12 protein-coding genes are annotated in these 17,866 nt (G+C 47.9%); 4 read left to right on the top strand and 8 right to left on the bottom strand.

The genetic code is table 11. The features are described 5' to 3' along the window. Positions 1 to 59: 59 nt before the first annotated feature. Both IT233_13100 and IT233_13095 read right to left on the bottom strand, forming a co-directional pair. Positions 60 to 1,499 (bottom strand): type IX secretion system membrane protein PorP/SprF, encoded by a 1,440-nt coding sequence (locus IT233_13100; protein ID MCC7303571.1) that lies wholly within the window; start codon positions 1,497 to 1,499, stop codon positions 60 to 62. A 30-nt stretch (positions 1,500 to 1,529) separates the two neighbouring features. Continuing rightward, entirely contained in the window at positions 1,530 to 5,552 is a 4,023-nt protein-coding gene (locus tag IT233_13095) for a gliding motility-associated C-terminal domain-containing protein (protein ID MCC7303570.1), read from the bottom strand. A gap of 303 nt (positions 5,553 to 5,855) precedes the next feature. Here IT233_13095 and IT233_13090 point away from each other — a divergent pair, with 303 nt between their 5' ends. Next, on the top strand, positions 5,856 to 6,332 hold the full coding sequence (locus IT233_13090; protein ID MCC7303569.1) for a C40 family peptidase: 477 nt from the start codon (positions 5,856 to 5,858) through the stop codon (positions 6,330 to 6,332). A gap of 13 nt (positions 6,333 to 6,345) precedes the next feature. On the opposite strand, the gene IT233_13085 is transcribed toward IT233_13090, so the two are convergent. The 6 genes from IT233_13085 to IT233_13060 all read right to left on the bottom strand — a co-directional run bounded on the left by IT233_13085 (position 6,346) and on the right by IT233_13060 (position 12,384). After that, positions 6,346 to 8,265, bottom strand: coding sequence for a gliding motility-associated C-terminal domain-containing protein (locus IT233_13085; protein ID MCC7303568.1), 1,920 nt, complete (start codon positions 8,263 to 8,265; stop codon positions 6,346 to 6,348). A gap of 18 nt (positions 8,266 to 8,283) precedes the next feature. Continuing rightward, positions 8,284 to 9,423, bottom strand: coding sequence for an acyl-CoA dehydrogenase family protein (locus IT233_13080; GenBank protein MCC7303567.1), 1,140 nt, complete (start codon positions 9,421 to 9,423; stop codon positions 8,284 to 8,286). 67 nt (positions 9,424 to 9,490) lie between these two features. Further along, a complete protein-coding gene (locus tag IT233_13075) occupies positions 9,491 to 10,030 on the bottom strand; it encodes an adenine phosphoribosyltransferase (GenBank protein MCC7303566.1) in 540 nt (179 codons plus the stop codon). After that, entirely contained in the window at positions 10,027 to 10,662 is a 636-nt protein-coding gene (locus tag IT233_13070) for a helix-hairpin-helix domain-containing protein (GenBank protein ID MCC7303565.1), read from the bottom strand. Before IT233_13070 ends, IT233_13075 begins: the two co-directional genes overlap by 4 nt. Before the next feature lie 61 nt (positions 10,663 to 10,723). Then, positions 10,724 to 10,867, bottom strand: coding sequence for a hypothetical protein (locus IT233_13065; protein ID MCC7303564.1), 144 nt, complete (start codon positions 10,865 to 10,867; stop codon positions 10,724 to 10,726). Then, positions 10,864 to 12,384 (bottom strand): sodium-dependent transporter, encoded by a 1,521-nt coding sequence (locus IT233_13060; protein MCC7303563.1) that lies wholly within the window; start codon positions 12,382 to 12,384, stop codon positions 10,864 to 10,866. Before IT233_13060 ends, IT233_13065 begins: the two co-directional genes overlap by 4 nt. Positions 12,385 to 12,497: 113 nt before the next feature. Between IT233_13060 and IT233_13055 the strand changes: the two genes are divergently transcribed. Genes IT233_13055 through IT233_13045 form a run of 3 tightly spaced genes read left to right on the top strand, consistent with a single transcriptional unit; the run spans position 12,498 to position 17,826 of the window. After that, positions 12,498 to 14,255: a chloride channel protein gene (locus tag IT233_13055; GenBank protein MCC7303562.1), complete on the top strand. Its 1,758-nt coding sequence runs from the start codon at positions 12,498 to 12,500 to the stop codon at positions 14,253 to 14,255. A 31-nt stretch (positions 14,256 to 14,286) separates the two neighbouring features. Continuing rightward, positions 14,287 to 15,588, top strand: a complete 1,302-nt coding sequence (nhaD, locus tag IT233_13050) for a sodium:proton antiporter NhaD (GenBank protein MCC7303561.1) — start codon at positions 14,287 to 14,289, stop codon at positions 15,586 to 15,588. Positions 15,589 to 15,624: 36 nt separating this feature from the next. Beyond that, positions 15,625 to 17,826 carry a SpoIIE family protein phosphatase gene (locus IT233_13045; protein MCC7303560.1) on the top strand — a complete coding sequence of 734 codons (2,202 nt, stop codon included), beginning with the start codon at positions 15,625 to 15,627 and terminating at the stop codon, positions 17,824 to 17,826. Positions 17,827 to 17,866: the final 40 nt, after the last annotated feature.

Genomic DNA, 17,866 nt, shown 5'->3' with positions numbered 1-17,866 from the left:
GTAGTAAACGCAAGGCCCTGATTACCAATAAAAAACCCCCGAAAACCGGGGGTCGGATGCTACTTCATCTCAAAAATCCAGGTATCCTCCGCACCGGATCGCACTTCCTTCAATTCAGTGATAGCCGCGTCTTTAACCGGGGTTTGCAGAACAGTTACATAGAACAACTTGCGTTTTGCGTTGAAAAGGACCTTGCTGGTCTGGTAACCCATTTTAATCCACTTCTCTTTAACTTCCATGGCATTGCCTTCTCCTTTAAAGGCACCTACAATCACATAGAAACCCGGATCAATAGTAGCGCCAATTTCCGTTTTAAACTCAGTAAGTGATGCCTTTTTAATAAGACCCGCAGTGTCAACGGGCGTAGTGTTTGAGGAACCCGGATTGTTTGGATTACTCCCTCCCGGTGTATTGTTTCCTCCGGGTGTGTTGTTACCACCGGGATTATAATTTACAGGAACCGGTACATTCCTGAGATCATCTACTGCCTTTTTCAGACTGTCAATTTCCGTTTTCTGCTCCTGGTTTTCCTTCTTCAGAACCATCAGGAGACTATCCGTCATTTGCTGCACACTATTCTCCTCAGGTTTCTTCTCCTCTTTCTTCCCCCCAAAGGCGTAACCGAGCATAAATTCATGTCCTCCGCCTGAGTAAGACCCGATGTCGGAGATAACGTAATCATAATAATAACCTGCACTCAGCGAATGATTCAGTTTAATACCGAAATGGGCACCCACTGCGTAGTTGCTCCGGTAGGAGAAACCGCCAAAAAGGAAATCTTTCCAGGAAACCATCGCATTCACATCCACCTGCACAGGGGCCCCTTTCATCATCCGTACCATTACAGAAGGTTCCCCCTTTATTTGATTGGACTCGGAAATATTAAAGCTGTACTTTGCCCCGGCAGTATAATGCCGTGACAGGTGATAATATGCATTCGACTCGTTACTGATATATCGGACATCGTTACCCAGTAGTTGGGGAACGGAAAACCCAACCTGAAGATCGTTCCACCAATAGGTCAGACCAAAGGCCGCGTCCATTGAAATCTTGCGTCGCTTGTCTGAATACAGGAAGGGGTCATCTTTGTCCATCACTAAAGCCCTTGAGAAATCGATCTGATTATCGGTAACTCCGAATGAAAGACCGGCCAACAGGAAATGGTCGCCGCTGAGCTGAAAACTGTATGAGTAAGCGCCTCCCAGTCCGAGTCTCTCGATCAGATCTGTTACGTCCTGGTACACATACAAACCCATACCGATTTTTTCATTTCCGGGAAATTTTCCATCTACAGAAAGGGCGTTAGTCACAGGAGAACCGGGCATATCTCTCCATTGCTGCCGGTGCACAAGAAAAACCTGAGGGCTCTCTTTGAATCCCGTTAATGAAGGGTTATGCAAGAAAGGATTGTACATATACTGACTGTACAATGGCAGTTGCTGTGCCCTGACGGTAACGGCGAGGGTAAGAGCGAAACTTATGAGGAAAAGCTTTTTCATAGCTGGTTTCTTTCAGGGGTTATTACAGGATCAGTTATTTCTCAGAACGGTTACAGAACCTTTGTAGATCTTTTCCGATCCGGAAAAGGTAAGGACATAGTAATAGGTACCATCAGGCAATTCTACATCCTTCCACGTGCCGGTCCATTGGTTATCGTAGTTCTCTTTGGAATAAACCAACTGTCCGTTCCGGTTATAAATTTTAACGGTGTTGTCGGGATAAAAAAGTATGCCGTCAATCACCCAGGAATCATTATAACCGTCGGCATTCGGAGTAAGAAGATTCATCACATGAACGATGTAATCATTTTCAACAGTTATTGTAACGCTGTCGGAGCCCAGGCAACCGTTCTGGTCGGTCACCGTAAGTATATACGTTGTGGTGGAGGTTGGCTGAATCTCAGGATCCGCAATAAAAGGATTGGAAACCGTTGTGGGAATCCATGCATACGATCCGCCGCCAGAACCATTCAGGTTAATTACCGTACCCAGACTGATGGTTGTATCATTTCCGGCATTGACTACGGGAAGAGCGTTCACCGTCACAACCATGCTGTCTGACGAGAAACATCCGGTAAGTGTATCGGTAACGGTTACATAATAAACAGCACCTGAATCTGCTACTATTGTTTGGCTGGTGGCTCCACCCGGTGTCCACAGATAGGTATAGTTGCTGCCGGAAGGAGCGGTCAGGATCACAGAATCACCGGAACAGAAAGTTACCGGTCCTGCGGCGACAATGACCGAAGAAGGAATCGGATTAACGTACATGGTATCTACCAGTGTATCTGTACATCCCTGGTTCGAAGTAACCATCAGAGAAACATAAAACGTATCTGCATAGAGATAAGTATGTGTCACCGGGTTATTATTTCCAACGGAGATGTTATCCCCAAAATTCCAGGTGAACGAGGCAATAAATCCTGTTGAAACAGAGGAGGAGGATGTAAATGTGATGGGAGTACCCAGACAAACCCTGTTCGTATCCGGACTGAATACTGAAACCGGATTCGGGTGAATGGTAATCGTAGCCACCGAAGACGTGTCAGGGGTGCATCCGCCGCTTTGAACTACTGCTGCATACCAGGTAGTGGTTGTCAGGCCGCTGTAGGTTTGAGTAGCCGATGTATTTACAAGAGGAGTCCAGGGTCCTGCAGGACCACTCGTGGACATTATCCATCCCAAAATAGTGCCCGTGTAGCCTGAAACCATCACCGAGTCGTTGTTCACGCCCTCACAAAAGGCTTTGTCAGGTCCTGTGAGACCACCATTGGAGGGTGGGGTGATGGCGATGGTAATGGCATTCGAGGTATCCGAAGGGCAAACCCCGTTCTGAACGATCACCTGGTACATGGTGGTGGTTGTAAGGTTAGTATAGAGGAGGGAGTCATCAGAAGTAAATACACTTACCCAGGAAAATCCTCCGTTGGTTGAATACTGCCATTCCTGGATTATTCCAACAAAACCGGTAAGCGACAGCGTATCACCGTTCACATCACCACACACTGTGTCACTCATGGCAAGCACTCCTCCCAATGAAACTGCATCTACGGTAATCTGAGCCACACTGCTGGTATCTGATCCGCAAACACCACTTTGTACAATCGCACAATACCAAGTAGTGGTTGTCAGGTTAAGATAGCCCTGCGAGGTCGTGGAATTCACAATTACTGACCAGGGACCCGCAGGACTGGTGGTTGAGGATAACCAGGAAACAACTGAACCAATGTGTCCGCTCAGAGTGAGAGTTCCGCTGTTGGATCCAGAACAAACGACAGCATTCGATGTTACTGCACCTCCGACTACTACCGGATCTACTGTTATTGTCACCACATTGGAAGTATCCGCTGAACAAACTCCGGATCGTACTATAACGCGATATTGAGTTGTAAGAGTGAGATTATTATAAGCCTGGGATGTAGTATTGTTGGAAAGGGTGGTCCAGGTAAATCCGCCGTCGGTAGACATTTCCCAGTAGAGAATGGAGCCTGTTTGTCCTGCGAGGGTAATGGTTCCTGCATTGGAAGAGGCACACACTGTGTTATCCGCACTGAGTGTTCCCGCTACGGAAACAGGATCAATAGTAATGGTAACGACCGACGAAGTATCTGCTGTACATGTACCACTCATCACTCTTGCAGCATAATAAGTTGTGGCCGAAAGGTTAAGGTATGACTGGGATGTGGTGGTATTGGCGATAGGTGTCCAGGGTCCGTTGATGCTCACGGTAGAGCTCAGCCATTCCGTTACACTTCCGTTATGTCCCGAAAGGGTTATTGTACCACTGTTCGTACCGGAGCATACCGTGGCAGACGATGAAGTTGTTCCCCCGACGGATGCCGGAGTAACCGTAATGATAGCCGCCGTTGACACCGCCGTACACGAACCATTGCTGATGCGTGCGCGGAAACGGGTAGTTACGGTCAGGTTAGAATATGTATGAGAGGTGGTGGTATTGGAAATGTTCACCCAGGTGAATCCCCCATCCGTGGAATATTCCCACCGCGACACCGTACCTGTGTGCCCCGCAAGCGAAAGAAGACCGGAATTGGTAGGGGCACAAACTGTGGCGTTGGTTGACACCGTTCCACCAACTGCAGCCGGACTCACAAAAACCGTAGCGGGAGTAGCGTTGACATTGGGACATATCCCATTGTTTACCACTGCGCGATACATCGTGGTGGTAACCAGATTTAGAAAATTCTGGGAAGTGGTAACGTTGGCAATAGTGATCCAGGTGAATCCGCCGTCAACGGAACGTTCCCAGCGTACCACAGCGCCTCCGTGACCGGATAAGGTAAGCGTTCCGCTGTTTGACCCGGAACATACTGTTTGTGTTGCGCTAACAATTCCTCCGGCGGGAGGAGGCGTTACGGTTATGGTAGCAGGAGTAGAATTGACATTAGCACAAACGCCGTTGCCCAATACTGCACGATACATGGTAGTGATCAGCAGGTTCGTGTAATTCTGCGTGGTAGTGGTGTTTGCGATGGGAGTCCAGGTAAAGCCTCCGTCGGTGGAGAATTCCCAGTTCAGAATAGTTCCGGAATGTCCTCCCAGAGTTAAGGTACCGGAATTGGAACCCGCACATACTGTAGCATTACTGGTGACACTTCCGCCCACAGGGGCCGCATCCACAGTAATTGTAGCAAAGGTGGAAGTATCATCGGGGCAGGGAGTGGCCTGCACAATGGCCCGGAACAAGGTGGTAACTGTCAGGTTGGTGTAGTTATGAGAAGTAGTTGTATTTGCGATAACATTCCAGCTAAATCCACCATCGTCCGAATATTCCCATTTCACCACAGAACCGGTTGATCCGATCAGATTGAGTGTGCCGGAATTTCCGGAAGAACACACTGTGGCATCTGCGGTTACAGTTCCGCCCACCGAAGGGCCATTGACCGTTATCGAAGCAGTGTCAGAATAAGTAACAGGACAAGGAGGATTCTGAACTTCCACCCGGAATAATGTATTCACCACCAGATTCAGATAATTGTACGTGTTCGTATTATTTCCTGTAGGATTCCATGTGAATCCACCGTCTGTGGAATACTGCCAGTCTATAATTGTACCTGTTTCTCCGCTGAGTGTCAGCGATCCGCTGTTTGCACCATTACAAACCACCGCAGTACCCGGTGTAATATTTCCACCGTCAGTGGCCGTGTTCTCAATCAGAAAATCAATGAGTGAATCATTCGCCGTAACCGGGTCACCCGCAAAAACAAGCCATGCATCCAGCAGGTAATTTCCGGAGGCGGAAAAATCAGCAGGAACTGTATACGTATGAGAGACAACGGCCGCAACTGGAATAGATGCGTAAAACACCGCTAAGTCGGAATTCACCGGATTAGCATCTACCCGGTAAAAGAAATCAATGGTTACATTGGTCAAGGGGTTGGGACCATTGTTCCGGAATGTTACCGTAATACTCTCAGTAGAAGTATAGGAACAAGCCGGTGTAATGGGGGCTGTGACTCCCATCATCTGAAGGTCGTCTTGCGCCTGCATTCCTAATCCCATAAAAAGTAAGAGGGGGGTAATGAGTTTTCTCATAGGGAACGTTTTATCAACGAATGACTTACGGGTATGAAATCTCCGAAGAGTCTAATCTTAAGACGGGTATTTATTTCCCGGATGCCAAAGTTAGCCAAATTTTAGAAATTAACATGTTTTCAACAAGTCTTATACTGATAATCAGGTGGTTATGTTTCAGTCTCTGTCGGCTAAATGGGGCTTTTCGTCGAACACTGAACAGGCTCCTGTTTAAATGCCCCTTCCCACTTATCTGTTTTGCGGCGGAGTCAGGTCTACCTTTACCTTATGAACCGGTGCCTCCTTTTATTAATGTTCGCCCTGATGATCGCATCCTGCGGAAGGGAGAGGTATAGCAGCAGTTCTGTATTGGCCCAGCAGCAAAAACTGCGTGACAAGTATTCTGTGCTATTACAAGTGGAACCGGTTGCTATACATGATTTCACCCTTTATAAATTTACTGATCACTGGATCGGGGTACCTTATAAATACGGCGGGAAGGACGAGGGCGGTATAGACTGCTCGGGATTTGTTTCACGGTTACAAAAGGAAGTTTACGGCAGAGAGGTGAACGGCCCGTCATGGTCCATAGCCGATAACTGCATCCGGATTCAGCGTTCAGAACTCCGCGAAGGTGATCTTGTGTTCTTTAGCATCGGGTCAGCTAAAATTTCACATACGGGCGTATACCTGCAGAATAACTTTTTTATTCACGCCAGTACGTCCAAAGGGGTGATGATTTCTTCCCTGACCGAGAATTATTACATGAAGTACTTTCACTCAGCCGGAAGACCAAGATAGTTTTTCCGCTAATTTATTTTTCCCTGATCAGCTGCACCCATCCGGCCTGATTCACAACGGAAGCATCAATACCCTCAGCATACAAGGTGTAATAATAGACGCCGTCGGAAGCCTCTTTACCGCTTTGCGTCTTTCCGTCCCATCCTCCGGTAACGCTATCCCATTCATTAATAAAATTGCCCCACCGGTTGTAAATTTTAACCCGCAGCGTTTTAAGCCCCATGGAAGGTATATAGAAGATATCATTCGAATTATCTCCATTGGGTGTAAAGACGTTTGGAATGATGAGCTCTATTCCGGGAAGGATAATCACGCAAGCGATGGTAGTATCAATACAACCGTTGGCATTCGCTGCAACCAGGGATACGCAATACGTGCCCGTATCCGGGAAGGTATAACAGGGAGATACTGCATTGCTTGTGTCATCACCTGTATCATTGAAATCCCACAAATAAAACGTCGCATTCGAGCTGGTATTGGTAAAACAAACCTGCACCGGTGTTGCCGGAGGCGAAACCACATTCAGCGCAGGAGTGGCGGTGAATGAAGCAATGGGAACCGAATATATATTTACAAGAGCAGTTTGGACAACTGTATCCGCACAGCCGGAAGCATCAAGACAGATCATAGTTACTGTGAAAACACCCGGGGTAGTATAACAATGCGTCGGATTCGACCCGGTGGCGGTGGTATTATCACCAAAATTCCAGTTCACCGTTGTACAACCGGGGGAGGTAAGATCCGAAAAAATGACACAATGCGGTGCACAACCGCTGGTGTTTAATGCGGTAAAGGAGGCATTGGGTGATGATCCTGCAATAAAGATGGTGTCTACCGTCATGGCGCAACCGGTAGAATCCGTGATGGTAACATAATAGGTGCCTCCGGCAAGTCCGGTGGCAGTATTCGTTGTATTACTATTGGGCGACCAATTGTACGTATACGGTGGAGTTCCCCCGGTTACCGTAACCGTGGCACTCCCGTTAGACTGTCCGCAGGAGGCATTCACCACATTCGCAGTTACATTCAGGAGATTGGAAGCCGGTGTGCAAGTGGCACAGGTTGTGGTTTGCCAGTAAAGTCCCATCATCATAAAATTGAAACAGTCTGAACCATTTCCATTTGCGGCAAAAGTGGACGAAGTGGTTGAAGTGGTTAGTGTGGTAGCCTGATCCACATAGTTCCACCAGTCGTCCACAATATTGAACGGAGCCGATCCATTCACCACCACTTGCGCTCCCACGCCCTGGTAATCGGCCACAATCATAAACCCATTGGCAACGGTAGGATTCGCGCAAATAGTAAGGGGTGAGATGGTTGATGGATTGTTGGATCCAATACCCACATTACACCCGTCATAAATAACGATATCGCCCTGATAGGTTTGTGTAGGATCACTGTAAATAATGAAAAGTGTGGCACCATCCACATCGTCCGGCTGACTCACGGGCAGTCCGGAAAGCACGTACGTTCCGTTTCCGCTGATGATGGAGGTAACATCGGCCCGGTACGAATAAGTTCCGGAATAGCCCCAGCATTTGTCCCCGCAGCTTCCGATGAGGGTCATTGGAAAATTCTGGTTAACAGAATTGGGATTTGTAATACTGGCCGTGATGGACGAGCCCACGCCGCTGGCGTCACAATAAAGAAATGCCTTTTCAATTATTGCACAGTTAGGCAAGCCGCTCACGGGAAAGTTGGCCGGTTGCTGAACACCCGGGGGACTGAAACGTTGCCCCAGTTTCTGACTGGAAGAAACGTAATTCAAACCGCACTTGGTGAGCGTATAGGTCTGCGCCAGAGTTCCGTTCCCATCGAGGGGAACGAGCGATGCATTTCCGCCGGGAACTTGTCCGCCTGTTGACTGTATGATTTCAATCTGAGCAGGTAGAGCTCCCCACAGAATGCAGCATAAAAAGAACAAATGTTTCATATGAACCGGAGTTAAATTTTATTTAAGTATTTCACGGGCGATCACTACCTTTTGAATCTCTGAAGTACCTTCTCCGATCGTGCACAACTTGCTGTCGCGGTAATATTTCTCTACAGGAAAATCCTTTGTATAACCATAGCCGCCAAAAATCTGCACAGCTTCGTTGCTTATCCACACCGCCGCTTCGGAGGCGTAATATTTAGCAACGGCACCTTCCTTGGTCATCTTCTGTCCTTTGTTTTTCATATCCGCTGCCCGGAAGGTAAGGAGCTCAGCGGCTTCGAGCCGTGTGCCCATGTCGGCAAGTTTAAATGCAATGGCTTGAAATTGCGAGATCGGCTTTCCGAACTGTTCTCTTTCTTTGGAATATTTTACAGCTGCCTCAAACGCGCCACGTGCAATGCCACAGGCTAAGGCTGCGATTGATATCCGTCCTCCGTCAAGGACTTTCATTGCCTGTATAAATCCATCCCCTTCTTTCCCCATGACCTGGCTCTTATGAACCCGGCAGTTATCAAAGATGAGTTCCGTTGTTTCGCTGCACCGCATGCCCAGTTTGTTTTCCTTTCTTCCGGCCGAAAATCCCGGAGTGCCTTTTTCGATAATAAAAGACGTCATACCATGGGCATCTCCTTTCTCTCCGGTCCGGGCGATCACTACGGCTACATTTCCGCTTTTCCCGTGTGTAATAAAATTCTTGCTTCCGCTGAGCACATAAAAATCTCCGTCCTTTTTCGCCACGGTCATCATTCCACCGGCATCTGATCCTGTTCCCACTTCCGTGAGTCCCCATGCTCCGATCCACTCTGCCGTGGCAAGTCTGGGAAGATATTTCTTCTTCTGCTCTTCGTTCCCAAACTGCAAAATGTGTCCGGTACAAAGTGAATTATGCGCTGCAACAGACAGCCCCACTGATCCACACACTTTTGCTATTTCTATAATCGCAGTAACGTATTCTGTATAGGAAAACCCGCTTCCGCCGTATGTTTCAGGCACCAGTACACCCATGAGTCCGAGTTCGCCCAATTTTTTGAAAACAGGGATGGGAAACTCCTGAGTTTCATCCCATTCCATCATTTTTGGCCGGATATGTTCCTCGCTGAATTTCCGGATCATGTCACGGATCATCAGCTGATTTTCGTTCAACTCGAAGTCTATTCCTGACATCGTCATGGTATCGTTCATGTCCTCGTAAAGATTTTCGTAAAAATACGCTGAAAAGCCTCTAAAAACTTACGAGACTGAGGATTTTTCCTGAGTATTTCTCCAGTTTTTTCCTTCCGGGGAGAAAGCCGAGTTCGACCAGAAAAAAGAATCCTGCTGTTTTTCCTCCCTGCAAATGAATCAGTTCCGATGCAGCAGCCGCTGTTCCTCCGGTAGCCAGAAGGTCATCATGAACCAGCACATTCCAGCCTGGCTGAATGGCGTCTATATGCATTTCCATCACTGCCGATCCATACTCAAGAGAATACTCATAGCGATGTGTTCTGAAAGGGAGTTTTCCTGCTTTTCGAACGATCACAAAAGGTACATTTAGCTTGTTGGCCAGCATCATACCGAAAATAAAACCCCGGCTTTCGATACCAAGTACGGCGTCAACCCGATCTTCACCTACTTGTTCTGCAAAGGTGTCTACCACTTCCCTGCACAGCGCCGGATCCTGCAAAACGGGCGTGATGTCTTTGAAAAGAATCCCGGGTTTTGGAAAATCGGGAACATCACGTATGACCCCATTCAGCTTGTCTCTCAGTGTTTTTCCGCTCATTGCACCTTACAATAAGGTGCAAGTTTACAGTAAATGGAATCAGTCACCAAATCCAGGTGCTTCAGATCCCCGATTTCACGGTAAAATCCGTGCTTCTCTCTGTACTTCACAATCAGATTGGCCAGGTTCCAGCGGATATAAGGATGGACACGCAGGGAATCCGCCGGAAGGGTATTAATATTCAGGCGGCGAATACGTGAACTATCAACGCTCACCTGTTCGCTTAAAAGCGTAAACCTTTCCTTATCCATACCATAGACCTCCATGAGCTGCTCCAGGGTATGAAAGCCTCCCAGTCTCTCCCGGTACCGCAAGATGCGACGGGCAAAGGAAGGGCCTATTCCTTTCAGACTTACCAAGACTGCGGAATCCGCTGTATTCAGCTCCACGATTTTTCCTTTCATTCTGATCCTTTTAACCGGAGGCTCTACCGTAACCGAAGAAGGTCCGCTTACAGAAGGGAATACCACTTCCCATTTCCGAAGTCCCATTGCCGGAAGTGGACTCTGTATAGGCAGACGCTCTTTGAAAGCCAATGCGCAAAGTGCACACAGATTAAGGAATGTCAGAGTGATCACTCCGCGGCGTTCGCGCCGGTTGAAAGAAAAATAAAAACTCCATGATCGTTTCATGGAGTGAAAATAAGAAGGCAGGAACGATAAAATCCCTGCCCCTACCTTATGGTTTTAAAGATCAGCGCTTCACGTTATCATTATCCTGAAAACTATCCGGTTCCGCTTTAGGAGGAGTTTTAAGAACCTTCCAGAAAAACAATCCCGTTGCCAGGGTTACAAGTACCATTGTGATGACCATCATTGCCAATGCTGCTGTGCTCATGATCCGAGTTTTTGAAGGTGCGAATTGCGCTTATATGCCATGTAAACAAGAATGCAGATCCCTGCAAACAGTGAAAGAAGAAGGAAGCGGGCGAAGAGAACATAATTGGATATTCCTTCCTTTGTGATGTTATCCCAGATACCCGGAAGGCTTCCGATGAAAACCACCAGCAGAAAAAGTGGCGTTACAAACTTTATAATGAATTTAAACGCTGTTGGCACTTTAATATCTGCTCCCAGATTAATTTCCTTCCAGGCTCTGTTCATGCCGAACACCCAGGAGAATAGTATAATCTCGAACAGGGCAAATATCACCAGTGATACCGTTCCCGCCCAATAATCAAACTCATTGAAAGCCCCCTGATCTAATACACAGGGTAAACCGAGCAGAGCCACTGCCAGACCGAAGGTCCAGGCGGCGGCCTCCCGTTTCCATCCGAAATTATCCTGAAGGAATCCCATGACAGGGGTACCCATGGCCAGCGAGGAGGTAATTCCCGCGAAAAACAACAAACCAAACCACATTACCCCGGCCAGTACTGACACTACCGAACCCCATTCAGAAAACAAGTAAGGTAGTGTAATAAAACCAAGGCTGAAGCCGCTTCCGCCTGCTGTCATCTCCACCACTTTGTCAATTCCGAGATAACCGACGGCGATAGGAATAATTACTGCGCTTCCCAGCACCACTTCCACAAATTCATTCATCCAGCCGGCTGACATGGCGTTAAGAGCAATATCATCTTTCTTTTTCACGTAGGATGCGTAACAGTGAATACTTCCCATCCCCAAAGAAAGGGTAAAGAATATCTGACCCGCCGCAGCCAGCCACACATCGAAATTCAGAATACTATCGAATTTCGGTTCCCAGAGAAAATTGAGCCCAACCGTACCGTCATTCACTGCTCCGGCTTCCCCTGCTGTTACTGTAAAGCCCTTGAAAGCGAGAAAGGCTCCGAAAAGGAGCAAGAGTGGCATTCCCACCTTAGCGGCTATTTCTACTCCACCGCTCAATCCCCGGCTAAGAATATATGTATTTATCACAAGGCAGATCACCCAGAAAATGACCGGCTCCCAGGTTGTCAATCCGATATAGTCCTGAAAAAACTTCCCAATTCCATCCTGTCCCATCGTACTAAAATCTCCCACCACCGAATGATAAGCCCATGAAAGGGTCCAGGACTCCAGATAGCAATAGTAGGCCGCCACCGCCAGGTTGGTAAAAATTCCGAAGACGCCGATATACTTCCAGATAGATCTCTTCGGATCCATGGAATGAAAAATAAACGGTGTACTGTGCTGTCCGAGTCCACCGCCATACCGTCCCATTCCCCATTCAACAAATAACAAAGGGAGCCCCATCAGGACAAAACAGACCAAATAGGGAATAATAAACGCACCCCCTCCATTCTGGACGGCCTGCACGGGAAAACGCAAAAAATTCCCTAGTCCCACGGCGTTACCGGCCATAGCGAGGATCAAGCCTACCCTGGAACCCCAGGCTTCGGTATTGCTCATAGCTCTTGTTTTATGATTATAGAATGCAAACGGGGTAAAAATAGCAATTTACTTTTAATGCCTCCTATACAGGTTCCGGGCAAAGGGCGCTATCTTCGCACAAATTCCGATGGATGTCTTCTAAACGGGCAGGAGCATATAATATTTACATTCTTTCGTTGGTTACCGGAGGCGTTGCGGGTGTTTTTGCGCTTCTCTTTTCCTGGCTGCTGGATCTGTCAACAGAAGCCGTGAGCCAGATGATCCATTACTCCTACGACAATGATTTTGCAACCAGCGGATTCCGGTTGATGCATCATCCGGGAGTGGCTTTGGCCGTTGTTTTGCTTCCGGCAGCCGGCGGATTACTTTGCGGACTCCTCATACGGAAGTTTTCACCCAGCAGCGCCGGAACAGGTACCGACGAACTCATCGATTCCTTTCATAACAAGGAGGGGAAAATGGACTCAAAGGTTCCCCTCATTAAATCAATCGCCACTGTTTTTACCCTTTCTACAGGCGGCAGCGGTGGAAAAGAAGGTCCCATCGCCATGATAGGAGCAGGAATAGGTTCAATCGTTGCTTCCGTTGCAAAGGCAGGTAGCAGGGCACGAAGAACCTTGCTATTGTCAGGAACAGCCGCCGGACTGGGTGCTACTTTTAAAGCACCCCTGGGTGGTGCGCTTACTGCTGCAGAAATGGTTTACAAGGAGGATATTGAAAGTGATGCACTTATCCCCTGTTTTATCTCCTCCGTGGTTGCTTATCTCATTTATGCTGGAGTTACAGGCCCTTCTCATTTTCTGTTAATTCATGATTCAGGACTGGTTAGCTACAAGGAGCTTATATTTTACATTTTACTGGGATTTCTTTGCCTTCCCTTCGGATGGATGTTCATAGAAGGGTTCAATATCACCCGGAGAATCATGGGAAGGCTAAACTTGTCTTCTGCCCTCAAGCCGGCTTTTGGCGGGCTGATCGTTGGAATTATTTCATTAGTGTTTTTTGAAGTAGCGGGCACCGGAAGTGATTTTCTCTCCGCAGTGGCCGATGGAAAGAAGCCGATTTTTCTCGGACTTTCACTCCTGGCAGTTCCTGTTGCTTTTCTGATCATTGCCTTCCTGAAAATCATTGCCACCAACCTGACCATCGGCACAGGTGGTTCCGCGGGAATATTCGGTCCCTCCCTTTTTATCGGAGGCATGCTGGGAGCCGCGGTAGGATATCTGGCCTCATGGATTTTACCCGGTGTTTATATTAATGTAGGGTCTTATGTTGTGGTAGGAATGGGCGCCTTCTATGCGGGGGTGGCAAAAGCACCGATCGCGGGTATTGTCATGATCTGCGAGATGACCGGCTCCTATTCACTGCTCCCGCCCCTGATCATCGTTTCCATCTTCACGTTTATACTATCCAAACGATTCTCAATTTACAAGAATCAGGTTGAAAACCGGTTTCAGAGTCCGGCCCACCTATGGGATATGAAAAGCGACATTATGGACAGGCTGAAAGTGGGAGAAAAATTCCCCCAGCCTCGCAACCTGGCTACCCTGCACATTGACCAATCCATGGACGACGTGCTGAAACTTTCAGCCTCCATTCATGCAGGCGACTTTGTTGTGAAGGGAAGAAAAGGAGAATTCTGCGGAATGTTGTCACTCAGGAAAGTATCGGTAGAACAGGGTGAAGACCATCAATTACCCATTGCCAGTCTGGTAAACACCCGTGCCGCCTTTGTAGAAAAGCCGGATTCGCTGGGGAAAGCGATGCGGATCATGCTTGAAAATGATTATGATAAAGTAGCCGTGGTGGAAAATGGCACCCTGCTCGGCTATATCCGCTCACGGGATATTCTCCACACCTACATGGAGGAGATGAAGCAAAAAAAATAATATCACTGACTAAAGGTTGTATATTTAGGTAATGGAAACGCTGATCATTATTCTTTTTATTGCAGGATATGCCTGTATTGCCTTCGAGCATTCCCTGAAAATAAACAAGGCCGCAAGCGCTCTTCTGACCGGTGTTCTGTGCTGGACGATATATATTCTATTTCAGGCGGAACCGGCCGGGAAGGGAATGGTAGAAAGTAATCTTCATCATCACCTGGGTGAACTCGCCGGTATTCTGTTTTTTCTGATGGGTGCCATGACCATCGTGGAACTTATTGACGCGCACGACGGCTTCGAGGTAATCACCTCCCGGATCAAAACAAGAAAAAAATCGCGGCTGCTGTGGATTGTATCTCTGCTTAGCTTTTTCCTCTCCGCTGTACTGGACAATCTCACCACCACAATTGTTATGATTTCCCTGATCAGAAAACTTGTACCTGAACAAAAGCAGCGTCTGTTCTTCGCCGGAATGATTGTGATTGCAGCCAACGCCGGCGGTGCCTGGAGTCCCATCGGAGACGTTACCACCACCATGCTGTGGATCGGCGGACAATTGAGTACCGGGGCAATTATCTCAAAGCTCATTTTTCCCTCCATGCTATGCCTGCTCGCCCCCCTGATTGTAACTTCTCTGCGGATGAAAGGTGAATTTGCGGCCCTCGACAACAGACGGGAGGATCCAAGCGGAAGCCCCACCACGCCGTTTGAGCGAAATTTTGTTTTCTATTTCGGCATCGCTATGTTACTATTTGTGCCGGTATTTAAAACCGTTACCCATCTGCCCCCTTATATGGGCATTTTGTTCGGCCTCGGGCTGCTTTGGATTGTAACAGAGATCATTCACTACCAGAAGGATGATGAAGACAAAGGTGCGTATTCGGTGCTTCATGCGCTCCGGAAGATAGATATGCCCAGTATTCTCTTCTTCCTTGGTATTCTTTTAGCCGTGTCTGCGCTTCAATCCACCGGGTTGTTAAGCGAACTGGCGACCTGGATGAATGACACGATCGGAAATCTTAATATCATTGTCACCTCCATTGGCCTTCTTTCCGCCATCATTGACAACGTTCCGCTGGTAGCTGCCTCCATGGGCATGTACGATATCGGGATGTATCCCATGGACCACTACCTATGGGAATTTCTCGCGTATTGTGCCGGCACCGGCGGCAGCATACTGATCATAGGCTCTGCCGCGGGCGTGGCGGCAATGGGAATGGAGAAAATAGACTTCTTCTGGTATCTGAAAAACATCGGCTGGCTCGCAGCACTGGGCTATTTCGCAGGTGTTGGGGCGTATATTCTTCAGCATGCGCTATTCCCCACCGTTCTTTAATTTCGCCAAATGCTCTGAACCTTTTAACTTAGGTGGGTGAAGTCAGCTATTCTGAAATGGGTTTTATGGTCCGTAGGATCCTTTGTGGTTCTGTTCTTTTATTTCTGGTGGATCAACGACCTGGGGCAGCAGCATTTCGAGGAAGGGCGAAACAAAGATGCACCGGACAAAATTATTTTAAACAGCGGGTGGAAATTCAGCGCAGAAGATACTCCTGAGGGAGCCGACCCTGAATTAAACGACAGTAACTGGACCACTATCAGAACCGACAGTCTGCCGGAAGATTATTCCGGCCGGCCGGCCTGGTTTCGTTTGCGGTTTGGTCCTTCCCTGCTCCGTACCACTCAACCCTTCGCCCTCCGGCTCGATCATTTTGGCGCATCGGAAATTTATCTTGATGGCATATTGCTTGCAAAGTACGGAGTAGTGTCCGCCGAGGCCGGCAAGGAGGTGCTGATGAATCCGTCACTCCTGCCGATCCATTTTACACCGGATCCGCGCAAAATGCATGTCCTTGCGGTGCGCTATTCCTTTACGTCCTTCACAGACTTCAGTGAGCTCATAAAAGACTATCCTCCCGGATTCAAATTATCTGTAAGCACGGCAACACAGGCCCAGCTGGAAGACACCAGCAGGAGGAGTACCATGCTGGTCACAAATATTATTGCGGCTTTTCTCGCCACCTTGTCATTAATTCATTTTCTGCTCTATTTATTCTACCGCAGGGCCGGTGAAAACCTGTTCTTCTCCATTTTTGCCTTATGCTATGCCGCTATTTTCGGTTTAGCAGGCATGAGCACATGGCAAACCCAGCCTGAGATCACCCGATGGACTGATATGGCCCTGATGGCATTGGCTAATCCTATTCTCTTCTTCTCTCTTCTGATGTTTGTTTACCGCGTTCATGGAAACGGATTCCCAAAAATCGCCTGGCTGGCTGTTCTGAGTGCAGTTCTCAGCCTGGGGTATGTGCTGTTTGGATGGTTCGGCATGGGCATTTATTCTATGAGTGGAGTCTGGCTTACCGTTTTCACGGTCATCTCCATGATCCTGGGCACCTTCCGTGCAATCAAAAACAACAAACCGGGATCACGAATTCTTGGCGCAAGCATTGTGTTGTTTGCCCTCTTTATTTTCGGATTACTCTCACTTCTATTTTATGGTGGGAACAATGGACTGCATATTTCAGTCAGCCACCCCATCTTTTCCGTCATATTGCTGATCCTCATGCTTTGTGTACCTATCTCAATGAGCCTCTACCTGGCTTATAATTTCTCCGTCACCAGCAGAAGTCTTGAAAAAAAACTGCACGAAGTGGAAAAACTGAGCGCTATTACTATTGAGCAGGAAAAGGAACGGCAGCGGATACTGGAAGGGCAAAAGGAAATGCTGGAATTCCAGGTAAAAGAACGCACAGCGGAAATTGTAGAACAGAAGAAAATAATCGAGGAAAAAAATAAAGATATCACCGACTCCATATTATATGCCAAAAGAATCCAGGATTCGATTCTGCCTGGTCCGGATCTGATAAGCGCCACATTCCCGGATTGCTCAGTCCTGTTCCGGCCGAAAGATATCGTGAGCGGTGATTTCTACTGGTTCGGCAGCCGCGACAATAAACACATCGCCGCATGCGCGGATTGCACCGGGCACGGAGTTCCCGGCGCACTGCTCAGTATGATAGGAAGCAATCTCCTGCATCAGGCTATTCTGGAAAGGGGAGTGACAGCACCGCATCTGATTTTGAATAATATCCAGCAACAGTTTCCCCTTGCTCTTAAACATTCCGGTGCGGGAGAACAGTCTGCAACACGGGTGCAGGACGGTATGGATATTGCGGTCATCGCTTATGATCCACTGGCTGGTACCTTGGAATTTGCCGGCGCACAACGACCTTTATGGAAAATAAGAGAAGAAAATTTGGAAGAATGGAAAGGCGATAAGATACCCATCAGTGCTTCCGGGAATCAGGATACGGTTTATTCACTTCACCGGACTGATGCGCGCAAGGGTGACCTCTTCATACTAAGCTCAGATGGCTATGCTGATCAATTCGGCGGAAAGGGTCCAAAGACAGGAGGTAAAAAACTGATGACAAAAGAGTTTAAAAATCTGATGCTCTCCCTCAGTAAAAACACAACAGGAAAAATAGCCGCCGATCTCGGCCGGGAATTTGAAGCGTGGCGAGGCAGTCTGGAGCAAATGGACGATGTGTGCGTAATTTTGATAAAAATATAGTGCGTAATCTCCTTCACATATTCCATCGGAAAAAGCGCAC

The sequence above is a fragment of the Bacteroidia bacterium genome, from assembly GCA_020852255.1.
Taxonomy (GTDB): Bacteria; Bacteroidota; Bacteroidia; order JADZBD01; family JADZBD01; genus JADZBD01.
This window is presented reverse-complemented; position numbering and strand designations above follow the sequence as displayed.